Annotated in this window: 10 protein-coding genes; 5 read left to right on the forward strand and 5 right to left on the reverse strand. The window is 47.0% G+C overall.

Features of this window, described 5'->3' with window-relative positions; all coding sequences use genetic code 11:
• Positions 1-1,370: zinc metalloprotease (locus QUA04_RS23550; RefSeq protein ID WP_333261470.1), on the reverse strand; the 1,370-nt coding region annotated here is incomplete at its 3' end.
• A gap of 441 nt (positions 1,371-1,811) precedes the next feature.
• Here QUA04_RS23550 and QUA04_RS23555 point away from each other — a divergent pair.
• The 5 genes from QUA04_RS23555 to QUA04_RS23575 all read left to right on the forward strand — a co-directional run bounded on the left by QUA04_RS23555 (position 1,812) and on the right by QUA04_RS23575 (position 8,003).
• A complete protein-coding gene (locus QUA04_RS23555) occupies positions 1,812-3,734 on the forward strand; it encodes an ABC-F family ATP-binding cassette domain-containing protein (protein ID WP_333261473.1) in 1,923 nt (640 codons plus the stop codon).
• A gap of 77 nt (positions 3,735-3,811) precedes the next feature.
• Positions 3,812-4,930: an AAA family ATPase gene (locus tag QUA04_RS23560; RefSeq protein ID WP_333261476.1), complete on the forward strand. Its 1,119-nt coding sequence runs from the start codon at positions 3,812-3,814 to the stop codon at positions 4,928-4,930.
• Positions 4,917-5,474 carry a hypothetical protein gene (locus QUA04_RS23565; protein WP_333261479.1) on the forward strand — a complete coding sequence of 186 codons (558 nt, stop codon included), beginning with the start codon at positions 4,917-4,919 and terminating at the stop codon, positions 5,472-5,474. The genes QUA04_RS23560 and QUA04_RS23565 overlap by 14 nt, the downstream gene beginning before the upstream one ends.
• Positions 5,475-5,923: 449 nt before the next feature.
• A complete protein-coding gene (locus tag QUA04_RS23570) occupies positions 5,924-7,117 on the forward strand; it encodes a hypothetical protein (RefSeq protein WP_333261481.1) in 1,194 nt (397 codons plus the stop codon).
• A gap of 307 nt (positions 7,118-7,424) precedes the next feature.
• Entirely contained in the window at positions 7,425-8,003 is a 579-nt protein-coding gene (locus tag QUA04_RS23575) for a TIGR04376 family protein (RefSeq protein WP_333261484.1), read from the forward strand.
• 350 nt (positions 8,004-8,353) lie between these two features.
• Here QUA04_RS23575 and QUA04_RS23580 read toward each other — a convergent pair whose 3' ends face one another.
• The 4 genes from QUA04_RS23580 to QUA04_RS23595 all read right to left on the reverse strand — a co-directional run.
• Positions 8,354-9,250 carry a pirin family protein gene (locus tag QUA04_RS23580; protein ID WP_333261487.1) on the reverse strand — a complete coding sequence of 299 codons (897 nt, stop codon included), beginning with the start codon at positions 9,248-9,250 and terminating at the stop codon, positions 8,354-8,356.
• A 155-nt stretch (positions 9,251-9,405) separates the two neighbouring features.
• Positions 9,406-9,621 (reverse strand): hypothetical protein, encoded by a 216-nt coding sequence (locus QUA04_RS23585; RefSeq protein WP_333261489.1) that lies wholly within the window; start codon positions 9,619-9,621, stop codon positions 9,406-9,408.
• Between the two features lie 308 nt (positions 9,622-9,929).
• Positions 9,930-15,812, reverse strand: a complete 5,883-nt coding sequence (locus tag QUA04_RS23590) for a CHAT domain-containing protein (RefSeq protein WP_333261492.1) — start codon at positions 15,810-15,812, stop codon at positions 9,930-9,932.
• Between the two features lie 97 nt (positions 15,813-15,909).
• Positions 15,910-16,855, reverse strand: a protein-coding gene (locus tag QUA04_RS23595; RefSeq protein ID WP_333261495.1) for an IS630 family transposase whose coding sequence is annotated in 2 segments (ribosomal slippage) — positions 15,910-16,522 and positions 16,521-16,855 — 948 coding nt annotated over the 2 segments. Because the reading frame shifts where the segments join, the coding sequence is not laid out codon by codon here. This gene is flagged as partial in the annotation.

Here is a 16,855-nt window from a genome sequence, read left to right on the forward strand (position 1 = left end):
GTGTACTTCCAAATCGCACCACCGCTGTGGAGTTGGTAGAGATTACCATCGCTGGCGGCAATTGCAACGGTGGCTGGATTGTTGTCTAGCTTCTGCCAACCTGGACAGTTATCTCCCGAACATGGAGTTCCTGTGTACTTCCAAATCGCACCACCGCTGTGGAGTTGGTAGAGATTACCATCGCTGGCGGCAATTGCAACGGTGGCTGGGTTGTTGTCTAGCTTCTGCCAACCTGGACAGTTATCTCCCGAACATGGAGTTCCTGTATACTTCCAAATCGCACCACCGCTGTGGAGTTGATAGAAATTATTGCCACTTGCTGCAATTGCAACGGTGGCTGGGTTGTTGTCTAGCTTCTGCCAACCTGGACAGCTATCTCCCGAACATGGAGTTCCTGTATACTTCCAAATCGCACCACCGCTGTGGAGTTGGTAGAAATTATCGTCGCTGCGTGTAGTACCAAGACTAGCTCGTTCGTTATCTAACACGGCTTGCATTCGCACAACCTGCCCTGTGGTAAACATGAACATACCCGCATCATCGGTGTAGTCCATATAGTTCATGAACAAATCACCGTTGGGACCGTTACTACAGGTTACATGGGGAAAACTGGGGAGACCAGTGTTTGGTCCTGCTTGATTGGGTGTATCATTGACAAAATCACTACCGTTACACCCATCGCCATCGTCTCCCCAAATGTGGCGCAAATTCAGCCAGTGTCCAATTTCATGGGTTGTAGTTCTGCCTAAGTTAAAGGGCGCAGCTGCCGTGCCAGTAGTACCAAAGCCAGTATGGGTGATTACTACACCATCAGTGGCACTAGAACCACCAGGGAACTGAGCATAGCCCAGCAATCCGCCATTCAGGGAACACACCCAAATGTTTAAGTAGCGATCGCTCGCCCACGGATTCGCACCACCTGTCGCCACGGATTTGACGCGATCGTCATCAATAAATCCTGTGGCAGTAGTGGTAGTTCGAGTAATGCCATTAGTGGGGTTGCCATTGGGATCGGTGGTTGCTAGGACAAACTCAATTCGGGTATCTGCTGCCAATGACTGAAAAGCAGCCGGGAGTGAGACAATATCTGAGTTTTGCTTGCGAAAGTCGCGATTTAAAACATCAATCTGACTGCGAATTTGTGCTTCTGAAATGTTTTGTTCAGGAATGCTGGGGTTATGAACAACGTGAACAACCACAGGAATGACTGTGATGCCAGTTCTAGCTGCATCTATTCCGCGTCGTGCGTATTGCAGCGAGCGATTCTCAATTTCCCGTCGGTTTCTAGCATAGGTTAGATCAGTGGTTAAAAGTCGATAGTGGACACTCATGGTGCCACAGATGCGTTGTTGGGGCAATCCGGCTGTCATTTACTTGACTCCTTTTTACTAAGAAGTGGAGTTGGTAGTGGAATTTGTAATTTCGAGCAAACAATACAGGTCGAGCGAGCACTCTGATCAAAAAAGAAATCATTAACTTGGATTTATAAGTCATACCTTAACTCAATATTCCGGACAGTTTTTGGAACGATGCTACAAGCTTTACAGGGCAAGGATCATAAAAAAGTCGAATTAAATGCCGCGTCAGGGGTGGAGCTGACATTGATTTAATGATCCACAGTGGCTCAAAGTCAAGCGAGAATAAGCCATTGGGCTATATAAAAACAGTCCGGACTATTGTTAACTTAAAAACTTAACAAACTATCGATGAAGTTTACATAATTTATCAATCCCAGCAGCTTTTTCCAGCGATTTGCAGCGGAGTGCGAAGACCAGCGTTAAACTAAGCTAGGTAAATGACTTTCTATACAGATGACTATTTTTACTCTGCGATCGATCAAAAAAGACTTCGGCATCAAGGAACTCTTGACAGATGCCAGTTTCAGCCTCGATGAAGGCGATAAAGTCGGACTCATCGGCACAAACGGTTCCGGCAAATCAACCCTGCTGAAAATGATTGCGGGTATGGAGTCGATCGACTCTGGCGATCGCTGGGTCAATCCAGGGTCTACAATTGTCTATCTCCCCCAACAGCCGGATTTAGACGAAAATCACACTGTCTTAGAGCAAGTATTTGCCGACAGTGGCGAACAAATGGCTTTAGTGCGAGAATACGAGGAAATTTCCGATCAATTGTCCCACGGCAAAGGCGATACAGACAAGTTGATGGCGCGTCTGTCTGCGGTGTCTGAACGCATTGATGAGGTGGATGCGTGGGACTTAGAAACCAAGGCGAAATTGATTTTGACCAAGTTGGGGATTGAGGATTTTGATGCGAAAATTGCCGACTTGTCGGGCGGCTACCGCAAGCGAATTGCCTTAGCAACCGCTTTGTTGTCGGAGCCCGATGTGTTGCTGATGGATGAACCGACAAACCATTTGGATGCGCTGTCTGTGGAGTGGTTGCAGAACTATTTGAACGGCTATCGCGGTGCTTTGCTGCTGATTACCCACGATCGCTATTTTCTCGATCGCGTTACCAATCGCATCCTGGAGATCGATCGCGGCGACCTTTACAATTATGCTGGCAATTACGCTTATTACTTGGAGAAAAAAGCCCTAGCTGAAGAATCCGCCGCCAGCACAGTTCGCAAACACGCGGGTGTATTGCGGCGCGAATTGGAATGGCTCAAACGCGGGCCGAAGGCGCGCAGTACCAAGCAAAAAGCTCGGATCGATCGCATTAAAGATATGCGAGCCCAGGAGTTCAAAACAGCCAACGGCAAAGTCGAAATTGCCACAGCAGGCCGCCGGATTGGTAAGAAGGTGATTGAGTTACTGAATATCTCTAAGGCCTATGGCGATCGCACTTTAATTAAAGATTTTACCTACAATTTCACTCCCGAAGACCGGATAGGAATTATTGGCTGCAACGGTGCGGGAAAATCGACACTGATGGATATCATCACCGGACGCATTCAGCCGGATTCGGGTACTGTCGAAATTGGCACAACCATTCATATCGGTTATTTTGACCAGCATTCAGAGGATTTGACACCGAACGAAGACCAGCGAGTTATTGAATACTTGAAAAGTGTGGCCGAGTTGGTGCAAACGGCGGATGGCGAAATCATTACCGCTTCTCAAATGTTGGAAAAGTTTCTGTTTCCACCGAACCAACAGTATGCACCGATTAACAAACTTTCGGGCGGGGAAAAGCGCCGGTTATTTCTGTTGAAAGTGCTGATGAGTGCGCCGAACGTGCTGATTTTGGACGAACCGACAAACGACCTGGACGTGCAGACTTTGGCGGTTTTGGAGGATTATCTCGAAGATTTTAACGGCTGCGTGATTGTGGTGTCCCACGATCGCTATTTTCTCGATCGCACGATCGACATGGTTTTCGCCTTGGAACCGGGCGGCAATTTGCGCTTGTATCCCGGCAATTATTCGGTGTATTTAGACTACAAGAAAGCCGAAGAAGACAAGGAAATCAAAGGACAAAAAGAAAAAGAAAAACTTACACGCACTGTTGAATCTAACAATCCTAAATCCACAAATTCCACTCAAAAAACTACCAAAGTTTCCTTCAATGAGAAGCGGGAATACGAACAATTAGAAAGTCAAATTCCGAAGATGGAAGCTGAAAAAGAAGACATTGAAAAGATTTTGTCTAACAATGCTCCGAGCGGGTTTGCAGAGATGAAGAAATTATCGGATCGTTTGGCTCAGTTGACGCAGGAGATCGATCGGGCGACTGAGCGCTGGTTGGAATTGGCCGAACGGGTGGGTTAATTTAGGGTGGCTGAGTCTTGTGTTTAGCTCCTGTTAATAATGACAGGAGCTAGAGGAATTAGGAGTGAAAAAATCCCATGCTGAAACGAATATATATTGACAATTTTCGCTGTTTGGTAAATTTTGAACTAGAGCTTGATGCAATTAATCTATTTCTTGGTTCTAACGGCTCGGGTAAATCAACAGTTTTTGAGGTGTTGCAGAAAATCCAAGCCTTGGTCAGCGGCGACAGTAAGGTTGAAGGAATTTTCAAACCTGCGGACTTCACCCGCTGGCAAACTTTACAAATTCAGCGTTTCGAGCTAGAAATTCTCGGTAATGGCGGCTGCTACAAATATCAATTACAAATCGATGAGTATGGAGATAAATGTCGTGTTAGGTACGAGAGTCTGCTCTTTGATAACCAGCCTTTACTACAATTTGAATTCGGCGAAGTTCAACTCTATCGAGATGATTATTCACCGGGCCCGAAATACCAGTTTGACTGGTCGCAATCTATTCTGCCTTCATTAATGCCAAGAAACGACAACACGAAGTTAACTTGGTTTAGAGAACGGATGGCGCGATTTATCATCGTGCAAGTTGTACCCAGCTTGATGGTTGATGAAAGTAGCCAAGAACAAAGGCGTTTGACTCCTAAGATGGAAAATTTTGTTTCTTGGTATCGCTACTTATCTGAAGACCAAGGTAAAATTGCTGAGATTGGAAATATTTTAAGAGATGTTTTGGATGGATTCAATAATTTTAAGTTTGAGCGAGTAAGCGAAGATAATTTGGTATTAAAACTGCGGTTTTCAGGAGAAAAAGATAACAGAAAGCCAATTGAATATCGTCTCAGAGAATTGTCGGACGGACAAAAAACATTAGTGGCTTTATACGCGCTGATTTACGGTACCAAATCTGAAGACTATACCTTGTGGATTGATGAACCGGAAAACTTTTTAGCATTACCAGAAATTCAACCCTGGCTGATTGAGCTTTATGACCTTTGTAGCGAGGGAAAACTTCAAGCATTACTAATTTCTCACCATCCTGAGTTAATTAACTATCTTTTAGCTTCACCGATTGGCTATTGGTTTGAGCGTCAAAGCAATGCTGCTGTTCGAGTCAAACGAATTAGCAATGAAGTAGCTGACAATTCTGGATTGCAAGTTTCTGAACTGATTGCACGGGGATGGTTGAATGAGCCAGCGTAGAGTTCAGATTGTCATTCTCTGCGAGGACAGACAGCAGGAGATTTTTGCGCGTTCTTTCCTAAAAAAGCGAGGTTTTACAGGTCTATTTAGAGCTAATATTTGTCCGAAAGGTAGCCAAGCAGGAGAAGAGTATGTACGCACTCACTATCCGGGGGAAGTGAAAGCTTATCGCCAGCATAAAAACCGGGTGTCGATTGGATTAGTTGTGTTAATTGATGCAGATACGGGTACGCTGGAAGCCAGACTTAATCAGTTAGCTAGTGTCCTCGCTCAAGATGCTCAGGAAAAGAGGCAATCGAAAGAGGCGATCGCGATTTTTGTTCCCAAGCGCAATATTGAGACTTGGATACACTACTTGCAAGGAGAAACTGTGAATGAAGAGGATGCTTATGCAAAATTTGAGAAAAATGAAGCTGCTTGCAAAACCAATGTAGAGAATTTAGCCGATCGATGTTATTCTCAGATATTACCAGAAGATGCGCCGCCATCGCTTCAGGCAGCTTGTGGGGAATTACAGCGGTTGTTACCACTGTTGCAGCCATGAGTTATGAGAAAATCTGCAACCTGTTACTACTGTCAAGCAAACTCACTAACAAACTTAAGACGAGTAAAAGTCTGAAATCCTTGTCAAAGAAGCAATGCAAGCGGAAACAGCGGCAAAAAACCCGCTTTTTTTCGAGAGCCTCAAGTAAAGCTGTGTGTCAAAAACTGCGAAGCCCCGGAGGGTGGGGTTGACAAAAGCAGTAGAATGTGCAGTAAAAGTCAGGGTAAGCAAATAAGACTGGTAGCAGAAAACAGGCGCGAAAAGACCCAAAACAGGTAAAACAAAAGTCGATCGGGCAAAGTAAGTTGGCCGAGGACTAAAAATATGGTGATGGGTGAGATACAATTGACCTGTTCTTAACCAAGAATTGGTCAACATCACAAGTATCCTGTAGAAGTCTGAAGTTGAGAATCTCAGGGTTGTCGAGGAGCGGGAGCAAACAGAAAACTATGCCTCAAAAAGTAATCGCCAAACAGATGTCTTTGGAATCAGCGTCAGAGCCGCTCGCCGTGAGGGCGACGGTGGAAACAGTGCCAGCCGAAGCAGTGGCAGTAGAGTCCTACGCCGATCGGTTGATGGACGAACTGTTTGAAGGAGTCGATCGAGCATTCGACGGCAGCGACGGACTGCCATCGGAACCAGTGCAGCCTGAATTCGTGGCGCTCAAGTCGATCTCTGTACCTCAAATAGTTTTGTCGCCGTTGGCACCCCCCCAGCCGCAGCGGGACGAAAAAGACGTAGAAGCGATCGCCCGCCAAGTCGCCCTAGAAACAGCCAAAAAACAGCAGTCCAAACAATCATTCGACAGAATGCTGCTGGGAGCAGCATTTGGGTCGCTGCTGCTAGTCATGGGGTTGTGGCTCGCAAGCAGGTCGGGACTCGTGCGCTTGCCCGCTGCCCCCGCACCAGAGACACCAGCAGCAAGTGGCAAAACAGCACCAGACACCCCGTTTGTGGAATACGTGCAGCGCTCGCTAGAAGCGATCGAACAAAAAAAAGCACCCAAAGCTAACCCCCAACTTGCAGGAGTTCCCGGAGCCCCCACCCCAGGGACGCTGCCGAGCATTCCAATTTCCGGCGCGCCGCCGGCAACCGCAGGTCTTTCGACCGCAGTCAACCGCATTGCTAATGCCCTCGAACAAGCAGCCGCGCAGCCGGGAGCACCAGCACCTCAAGTCGTAGTCATCCCTCCCCCCGCTCAGGTGACTGTGGCTCCGGCTGCTCCTCAAACCGCGGCAGTTTCGCCCTCGCCGGCTGCTCCAGCCTCCGGTCGTGCGATCGCCGCGGCGGGTACTCGCTCTCCCCTCGCCGCTTCCCCTTCCTCGGAGTCTCCCCAGCCAAAGATTTTGGCTCGCGAAACCGAACCGGCACCAGCGCCCCCAGCCCAGCAATCTGCGCCCGCGCCCGAGCAATCAGCACCGGCCGTCAGCAGCGCCCCGACTTCCGCGCACACGTTGGTAGGGATTTTGGAGTTGGGCGATCGATCGGCTGCTTTGTTTGAAGTAGACGGCGTAGCCCGCAGAATTTATGTCGGCGAAAGCATCGGCGCTAGCGGTTGGACGCTGGCAGAAATCAAAAATCAAGAAGCCGTTATCCGCAAGGGAGGAGATGTGCGATCGGTTTTTGTCGGCCAAAAGTTCTAATCAGTTATCAGTCATTAGTCATCAGTCATTAGTTATCAGTTAGGTCATCGGTAATCAGTAATGGGCAGCGATCGGGCTGTATATCACGAGCAGTGAAAACAGTTATAATATAGGAACCGCCAAGACGTTCTTAATTGCTGAAACCATTGCTCTTATTACTTCTTGCTTCTATCCGTTATATCGGTTACCCCATTCGTTGCCGAACTTTCTTCTGCTATAACTAACAACTCAGGATCAATAATCGATCTCCCGTGACTAAGAACCAATGACTAATAACTAATGACCAATGACTGAGGAATTATAAAAAATGGGCTTATTTGATGATTTCAGCCGCTTTCTAGAAACCAGATTAGAAGAATTTTTGCGTAGCAATCCCCATCTGGAATTGCAGGCAATAGAAGAACAACTGAAGGAACAAGAAGAAGACACTCTGCGGCTGATTCTCGATATCCAAAAACAAGAGAAAAAACTGCAAGCCGAAATTCTCTCCGCCGCTCAAGAAATTCAGCGCTGGAACGATCGCATCAACAAAGCTAAAGCTGCTCAAAGGCTCGATTTAGCTCAAGCCGCCCAAGAGCGGCAAGCCACTTTGCTGCGTCAGGGAAATCAGCGCTGGGGTCAAATGCAAGGCTGCAAAGAACGGATTGAAAAAGCAAAAGAACTGTACCGCCAAATTCAAGTACGGCGAAAAGAAGTCCGAGCAAAAGCGGCAGAAGCTGCAACTCGAACTACCACCACTAAAACAGAGCAGAATTGGGATACAAAGGGTTGGAATCAGAGTTCAAATTATAGCAGTTTTACGGCCGCAGACCCTTTAGAAGAAAAGTTTCAACGCTGGGAAGCAGACGAAGAACTCGATCAAATGAAGCGGAATATAGGCCGATAGTCACGAAAGCATTCCAATCCTTTAGGGACGGGTTCACCCGGAACTCGGATTCCCAATGCAAATATTCGTCAACCCTCCAGAGTCTCAGGTATTGCGAGCGCTCGCTCAGACTTCATATAATTACCATCCTAAAATTCTAGGGCAAATTAATCAATCATTCCTACAATATTCTCACCTACTTAATGAGCGTTGCATATTTATGGTATAAACAAAAGCTCTAATCAAGTAAAAAAATTTATGATTTGTCCCGGCTGTCAATCCACCAATCTGACGGGGTGACAACCCCGTCAGGTAAAAAAGACGAATTCTGAATCAAAAAACTGTTTTTTAATTTAAATCCCTGCGGTTATTCACAACGGTTGCTCTGCTTGAGAAGGTGGCTCTTCTGGCAGCGGAATAAACTCTGTCTCTTGAGGAACTTGAGCAAACCGTCCCTCTCTCCAATCGAGTTTGGCTTGCTCAATGCGCGAGTGCCGACTCGAAACAAAATTCCACCATTTATGGCGCTCACCAACAGGTTCACCGCCAATCACAATACAACGAGCCTTGCCTGAAGCAGAAATGTTTACTTCAGTGCCGGAAGTGAGAACTGCCAACCGATGTTGTTCTAAAGGCACTCCATCGATAACAAGCCCCTCTGTTACGCTGTAAACCGCCTGTTCGCTGTAATGGCCCGGTAAGGTAAATTCTCTTCCAGCAGTCAGTTGCACGTCCAGGTAAATCATGGGTGAAAATATTTGAACTGGCGAAGTACGACCATAGGCTTCACCCGCAATTAGGGTGAACGAAACTCCTGCATCCTCCCAAACCGGTAGCTCAGAAGCCGGATGATGCCGAAACCAGGGGTCGGTTTCTTCGTATTCATCGGGAAGTGCTATCCAGGTTTGGATGCCATGCAGGATGGCTTCTTTGCTGCGATCGTCGTCAGGCGTGCGTTCGGAGTGGACAATGCCTCGCCCTGCTGTCATCCAGTTCACCGCACCGGGACGGATTTCTTGAACGCTGCCGACACTATCACGATGCAGCAAAACCCCTTCAAACAGGTAGGTGACGGTGGCTAAGTTGATGTGCGGATGCGGTCTGACATCCACGCCCCGGCCGGGTGGAAACACCGCAGGGCCCAGATGGTCAAAAAAGATGAACGGGCCTACCAGTGCTAAAACGTCTGAGGGAAGCAAGCGGCGGGCTTGGAATCCACCCAAATCTTGAATGTGTGGCTCAATGAGATGCTGGATGGTATCCGTCATAATGTTTATGAAGTTGCGAACGCTAATTGTCTATGTCAAAAGTGCATTATACAAAAAGCTATCCTTGTAGAGGGCGATCGCAATATCAGTGACTGGTCTAAACTTTCCCAATCGAAAGCTGTTGTAGAGTGTCGAGTTCTCAACGAGCTATCTGCTTACGAGACGATGGAGAGTTCATCACTGACTTGAATCCTACCTTTGACCAGGGAGCGAATCAGACGATCGAGTGAGCCACGTTCTTCTTCACTGATGGACTCATCAAGGATAGCGGCCATCATGCCGTAGCGGTCAGCCTTGGTAACGCGCTGAGTATCGGTGACAGTGGCAATTAATTCGTTGATAGCGCCGGGGAGAAGATTAACTGGATACATGGGATTGTTTTGAACTCGACACCTTAATCATCTCGTGGTTTCTCCTAAGAGCAAGTGATGGTGCTGGTTTTTTTCCGTGATAATACTGAAAATATTCGGTGAACCAAGTCCGTGTTACCAGTGATCGAAGTCACAAAATTGAAACCAATGCAGCGGTGGAACAATTACAACTCACCTTCCCCCTTTGACTCTCACACCGTGATAATTTTCGTCTTGCACGAGTCTGAACTTCCTGCTGTGCCAAAGTTTCAGACATTCATAGCAAGAACTACCTCTGGACCATAGGAAATCAGCTTAGCTTTTCCGGGTTAACGTTTCTCTGCTTCGCCAATGAGGGTAAAAGCGGCCCAATCTACAGGATTAGGATGTTTGACCAATGTCACCAGCATGGCCGTCCGCAGCGCTTGGGCAATATCAGGGGTTAGCTGCATCTGCCGATAAAATTCCGCCATCAACTCGGCTGTTGATTCGTCAGATACTGACCACATAGAAACTACAACACTCGGAACGCCTGCTGCAATAAACGAGCGCGATAAACCAATGACGCCATCACCTGTAATACGACCGCGACCCGTATTGCAAGCACTCAAAACGACGAGTTCGGCATTCAACCTCAAATTGAAAATTTCGCTAGCAGTGAGTAAACCACTGTCACCCTTGCTTGGGGCAAATGCGATGACTCCAGGTACCCCCAATCCCTCCACGTCATCCAGGATGCCGTGAGTTGCTAAATGCACGATGCGCGATCGCTCTATTTGCTGTAAAACTGCTACTTTTGTCGCTTTGTCGCCTGTGAGCGGTTCAGCATTCAAAAGCTGAGCGATCGCGATCGCTTCGGCTTCAGAGTGTGGGAGTGATGACAGTTGTTGAGGAGGTTGGTTCGTCGTAAAGGCAACACTTGGCATGGTAGGATTCCCAACGACTAGCGCACCTTTTCCTGAAGCAAGCTGTTGCTGTTTCTTTGTTAAAGACAGCACTTGAATTGAAGGTGCTGTTAAAATAGTATGTTTTTCTATCAAGTAGTTTCCCGAAGTATCTTGCAACGCGGCAAAGGGAACTAAGAACAAAGATTCATGAGGAATAAAGGTAATTCGCGACGCTGGATCTTGAGGTAGAAGGTCAGCAATTGGTTCGATCAGTAGTTGATAAAGCTCTTGCAATGACGGGTTTAAAAATCGTTGCTCGACAATAGGTCGGGTTGGGGTGGGATTTATAGCTGGTTGGGATCGCTGCTTGTTTCGCAGGCAACTGGGAATGAAGCAACGACCTTCAGTAATTAAGGCTTTTAATGAAGTTTTTTCCTCAGCCAAACCTTTCAAACTGATGCGACGAAATTCAATTTTTCCGGTCGGCTGTATTACCCAGAGATAAAGTTCTGAATCTTGCAGCTTTCTTTGACCATCAGCTTCTACAACTTCTTTGATAATCGAGTAAGAAACTAAAGTGGAATTTTGTTGTTGAGCGATTTGCTGAATTTCCTGGATGCTGAGCGGTTTTATTTGACTTTCCGATGACTTTAGGGTAGCCTGTGCTGAGTGGGAAGAAAAACGGTTTATCAATAATCTAACAAAAGCTTGCGCCCGTCCTCGCTCTGTTATTTCTAGCGCTTTAGTATGCTGATTTTGGTTGGCAAGCACTTCTTGCAACGTACTATAAGTTGTTTCTTGAGTCTCAAAAATTGAAACTAAATTGAGGTCGTTATTTCCTAAATTTGACCGCAGAGACTCCCAGATTTCAATGGCTGAAGTTAAAGCTTTGATAGCTTCGGCTGGTTGTTTTGCTTTATATAAAGCATCACCTAAATTTGTGAGTACCCGGCCTTCAGCGTGGCGATCTCTCATTTCTCTGGCAATGGCTAAACTTTGTTGGTGAGATTCAATCGCTTGACGATAATTTTTGACAGCATAGTAAGCAATTCCTAAATTCTCTAGAACACGACCTTGAACGAAGCGATCGCCCAGCGCTGAGGCGATAGCTAAACTTTGTTTCTGCTCATCAATTGCTTTGACATAATCGGTTAGGGAATAGTGTACTAATCCTAAATTACTCAAAGCAAGAGCTTCGCCTCGGCGATCGCGCTGCTGCTTGGCGATCGCTAAACTTTGCTCTTGATATTCTACTGCCCTTGTATACTCTTTTTGGGCATAGTAAACTAATCCCAAATTTCTCAGAACACTCGCCTCTAAATCAGCCGATTTTAGGGAATGCGCTACCTCCAAACTTTGCTCGTAGTATTCGATGGCTTTTTTATAATTGCCAATCGCGCCGTAAGCAGCTCCCAAACCAATAAAAGCCTGTCCCTTTCCCAATAAATCGGCTCTGGATTCAGCTTGTGCTAAGCGCTGCTGGTGGTAAGAAATTGCTTTTTCATAATCTCCGATCGCGTAGTAAGTCGCGCCTAGATTGTTGAGCGCGTAGCCTTCCCTAGCGCGATCGCGGGAGAGTCTCGCCAGCTCTAAATTCTGCTGGTAGCAGGCGATCGCTTTACTGTAGTCTTTTGGCGCAGTCTGGAGAGGCAATCCTGGTTGCTGCCCTAGTAATTGTTCCTCAGTTAAGCATTGAGCGGCACTCGGTGTCAGGCTTGCTAAGTTTTGCGGTTCGCGATTTCGATCCCCATTAAGCTGGCTCAATTGTTGAGCAGCAAGGGTATTAGGATTTCCTCGCTGTGTATTAGAGACTTGCACTGAGACAGGTACAGTGGCTGCTGCAGTTGGTATTGCATCTGAGTTTGCAAGCGTTGGTACGAGTGATGTGGTGGTTGGGAGACGTAGTGGTTCTGGCACGCCCCTTTCTGCAGGCAGCGTGGGAGTTAACCCAGGGGAAGGAAATTCTGATGGTTCTAGCACGCCTATTTCTGGCGGCAGCGTGGGAGTTAACCCAGAGGAACCAGAAGGATTCTCTGGTTGTGATACACCTAAGCCTAGAGGTGCGATCGCAGGGAATTGAATCGCAGGTGGTGCGAGTGCTGCGAGTGCTGGTGGTTCTGGCGGTACTAGGGGAGCAGACCCACCACTCCCAAAGCCGAGCAAAACTCGCCCAAGGGGTGGCAGCGGACTGCCCAAAACAAGGGTAGGATCGGCCAGAGATATTAATCGGCTGCCACTGGTATCAATGCTGTTGGGGTCATTACTGCTAGTAGCGAGGCGAATCGTACCCTCATAGCTGAGGATAGTACCCGGAGCGATCGCGTTCCCAGCTTGCAAAGTGATGTTTCCATCTGGTATACCCATCGGAGCGACAGAGGTGAGGAAGCTGTTTTTGGCATTAATACTGCCACCAGAGCTAAGCAAACTGATGTTGCCACCTCCAGAGAGGATAGAACCCGCTACAGTGATATCTGTGTAAGAGCGGAGTACAATATTACCCCCAACTCCTGCGCTCGTGCTCGAATCTATTCTGTCTCCGGTGGCACTAAAACTTAATTCCCCTTGAAGGAGAATCGCGCTACCCCCAGAAGTTATGTTGCCTAGAGTAGTTAAACGACCCGCCCTAACCTTGATATCGCCACCTCTCCCCAAGGGAGATGTAGAATTTAAAGAACCAATATTAAGCGTAATTCCCCCTTGTGCATCGTTGAGAAAATCAATTTCGCTATCGCCGGAAAGAATATCTCTGACGCTAACATTGACTCCATCTATCTGGATTGCGCCACCTTTATCTGTGCTGGAACGAGAATTTATTGCCCCACTGACGTTGAGGTCGCCTGGGATAAATAAGTTAATCGAGCCACCTCCAGAAATGACATTTCCAAGAGTTACAGGCCCTGCATTTACTTCGATCTCACCTCCAACTCCACCGCTATAGCTGGAATTTAGGGTACTATTCCCGGCCTTAAAGCCGCCGGCTTCGCTCAACACATAAATGCGACCGCCACCGGAGGTTATATTACCAGTCACAATGTCACCCCCAGTATCACCCCCACCAGCTTTGAGTTCGATCGCGCCTCCCACACCTCTGTTAGAACTCGAATCAAAATTCCTTGCGCTGATGCTGCTGTTGTTCTCGCTGAGACTATTGAGGCTGATACTGCCACCGTTTGAGGCAATGTTACCGGCTGCAATGCTACCAAATGCCAAAAGCCCGACATCGCCACCTGCATTGCCGCTGCCAGAGTTGAGCTCGCCGACGCCGATCGCACCTGCTGGACTGATGAGGGTAATGTTGCCACCGCTAGAGACAATATTTCCCGTTGCTATATTGCCGTAAGCGTTGAGAGAGATGTTACCACCTCCGCTGCTAGCGAGCGCGTTCAGAGTGCTCGCGCCGGTGTCGATCGCACCTCGATTGCTAAGCAAGCTGATCTCGCCTGCCTTGATTCCGCTGGTGTGGATGTTGCCGGCACTGATGTTGCCTTCTCCATAAAGGGTGACGTTGCCTCCGTTTCCCAGGAAGCTAGAGGTTGTAATTCCACCGGTGGCGATCGCGTTTGTCCCATATAGGAAAATTGACCCACCGTTACCGGCTATCGAGGAAGCGTTCAAGGTGCTGGCTCTTGTATTGATGTTTCCACCCGTGCTGTAGAGGGTAATATTGCCGGCATTGCCCGTTAAAGTTGAAGTATTCAGGTTTTCCGCTGCGATGTCCCCGGACGCAACCAGCGCCAGATCTCCGCCATTTGAAGTAATCGATGCTGCTTGAATGCTGTTTGCAGCGCCTAAAAAAACTGAACCTGCGATCGCGATATTGCCAACTTTAATGCTGGCAGGTGAAGAACTCGCGGGTGCTAGAGTGCTGTTTTCCGTGAGGGGAGTGGGTACGTTGCCAGCCGTAAAAACTAACTGCGGTCGATCGCTAGATGCGGAACTGATAGCGATATCACCGGATGCGATCGTGCCTTCGGCTTGCACTCCCAGAGAAGCGCCTGTGTAATTACCAAAAGTGACGTTTCCGCCTGAGACGATCGTAGAACCGCCTGAACTTGCCAAGTTGCCGGGGCTACCTTGAAGTGTGGCAATTGAGAAATCGCTGCCAGCTCTGAAGAGGGCATCACCGGATACAGTACCGTTACTGGTAAGTGTGATGCGGCCGCCAGCGCTCAGTAAGCTTTGGGAGTGATTGCGCGCCTGGATGTCTATTTGGCGATCGCCCTGCACGGTTAGGTTTCCACCCACATCAGTAACAAAAGAGTTAGCCGCGCTGTCGCGAATGCGGACAGCTTCCCCCGCTTGCAATTTCAAGTCACCGGTTGTTTGTAGTTGCCTGTTTGCTAGGGTCAGGTTACGCGCGGCTGACACTGTAGCCGTTTGAGCAGACACTGCTAAATTTTGGTTCGCACCTGTGGCCGGAGTGTCGCCGATGGCCACATCGCCAGATTCTACTCGCAAGTCTGAATTCGTTAGCTGTATGCTTCCGTCGCTGTTAACTGTAACGCCTGTAGCGTTGGTGCTACCTCCTGTCAGCAGTTGGGACAGGGTGAGGGGACTCAACGGCACAGAAGCAGAATTTAGATTAGAAGAGGGGGAAATTTCTAAACTCAGCAGATGGCCTGCTTGAGAAATGCGGACTAAGTTTTCTCCGGGCACCGATGCGATCGCAATTTGCCCGGACGGTGCTGACAAAGTACCGGGGCTGAAAACTGTTCCGCCTATTAAAGCTAGCGTTTGCCCGTTAGGTACGCTCAGTTGAGCGAAATTTGCGATCGCCCCTGGCTGAGCTGTACCAAAATTTAAAGTGCTTGGCGTTCCTATCAGCATAGCGTATTCATTAACGCCAACTGCCTGAAACCAATTGTTGCCAAATCCGATTCCGGTTGCTGTCGTTGCCAAGAATGAACCAGGCACGTTCAGTTGAGCGTTGCAACCAAAAACAATCCCCGCCGGATTCATCAAAAATAAGTTAGAATTACCGCCTATTACTTGAATTAAACCGTTAATATAAGAAGCATCGCCACCCACAACTCGCCCTAAAATATTGCGGATATTCGGATCAGAAATAAAGTTAACAATTTGACCGTCTTTGAGTCCAAACTGCTGAAAGCTATGAAAGAGATTAGTGCCGTCTTTTGAGAGCTGTCCCCCGTTGATGTTAAATTGATTGCCTGAGCCATTAACAGCAGTTCCTGTGCCATCGGGAGCCGGAGTAATTTGCTGTCCTGTAGCAGCAGGTGAGAATAGTAAAAAACCTAAAGAAACCACCCAACTACAAGTCAACACGTGCCGTTGATATCTTTGAGTTATTCTTGTTCTAATCATTAGATTGCTCCCTAAAAAAAAGTTTGCTGAGCACGCTTACATTATAATAAAACTTTTTCCTCAAAAAACATGAGTGGAGTTTAACCTATAGCCTTTCTCAGAAAGATGAGGTACAATAACAGCAGTGTGTAAACCAGTTAAAAATATTTGATGATGTAACTTGACTGAACGCCCACTCTATGGCTTTGGCTAATTCTTGATAATTAGTAGTCTTGATAGAACGGAGAATAATTTTAAGCTTTGACCAGAGATTCTCAAGGAGTGAAAAATCTGGTGAATAAGGAGATAAGTATATTAATTTTGCCCCGGTTTTTTTGATCGCTTTTTTCACTTCTTCTCCCAAGTGAATGGGACAATTATCCATGACTACACAAGCACCTTTCCATAGTTTTGGCACAAGTTTTCTGATAATAAAAGCTTCAAATGTAATTGCATCAGTTCCGCCTATTAGATTAACCGATGTCAAAATTTCCTTGACTGACATTGCTCCAATTATTGAGACATTTTTGCCACGTTTAGTTGGTTTTGGCCCCTGGGCTCTTTGACCTTTTAAAGCTCTGGCATATAACCTAACCATTGCCAAATTAACTCCCGATTCGTCAATGAATATTAAGTCTTTAAAACTAATCTCTTTAATTTTTTCCCAGAACTCACACCTTAGCAGTTGAACTCGGTCGGTGCCTTTGCCTGAAGGGAACAGAGTTTTTTTTAACAGTAATATCTAAGAGTTTTATCATTCTTGCTATTGTTGCTCTACTAACGGAAAATCCAATTTTATCATAAAGTAAATAACGAAGTTCTTCAAGAGTTGCATCATTGTTTACTTCAATCAATTGGGCCAATATGAGTAGTTGCTCTGCATTCAGTTTGCCTTTGACTCCACATCGGTCAGTTCGCGGAGTAATGTTTTTTGTTTCACGATATTGTTTAAGTAATTTTTGTACAAAGCTCAAGGCTACAGAAAAGCGCTTAGCTATTGCTTTTTGTGAAATCGGTTCAGTATGATAAGTATCAAGGATTTTTTGCCTAAAATCAATCGAATA

This window comes from Microcoleus sp. S13_C5 (assembly GCF_036700845.1).
Lineage (GTDB): Bacteria > Cyanobacteriota > Cyanobacteriia > Cyanobacteriales > Microcoleaceae > Microcoleus.

Bases quoted from the DNA above. Each gene is read 5' to 3' on its own strand.
- QUA04_RS23580 (WP_333261487.1), bottom strand. From the start codon at position 9,250: ATGACGGATACCATCCAGCATCTCATTGAGCCACACATTCAAGATTTG.
- QUA04_RS23555 (WP_333261473.1), top strand. From the start codon at position 1,812: ATGACTATTTTTACTCTGCGATCGATCAAAAAAGACTTCGGCATCAAG.
- QUA04_RS23575 (WP_333261484.1), top strand. From the start codon at position 7,425: ATGGGCTTATTTGATGATTTCAGCCGCTTTCTAGAAACCAGATTAGAA.
- QUA04_RS23585 (WP_333261489.1), bottom strand. From the start codon at position 9,621: ATGTATCCAGTTAATCTTCTCCCCGGCGCTATCAACGAATTAATTGCC.
- QUA04_RS23570 (WP_333261481.1), top strand. From the start codon at position 5,924: ATGCCTCAAAAAGTAATCGCCAAACAGATGTCTTTGGAATCAGCGTCA.
- QUA04_RS23590 (WP_333261492.1), bottom strand. From the start codon at position 15,812: ATGATTAGAACAAGAATAACTCAAAGATATCAACGGCACGTGTTGACT.
- QUA04_RS23565 (WP_333261479.1), top strand. From the start codon at position 4,917: ATGAGCCAGCGTAGAGTTCAGATTGTCATTCTCTGCGAGGACAGACAG.
- QUA04_RS23560 (WP_333261476.1), top strand. From the start codon at position 3,812: ATGCTGAAACGAATATATATTGACAATTTTCGCTGTTTGGTAAATTTT.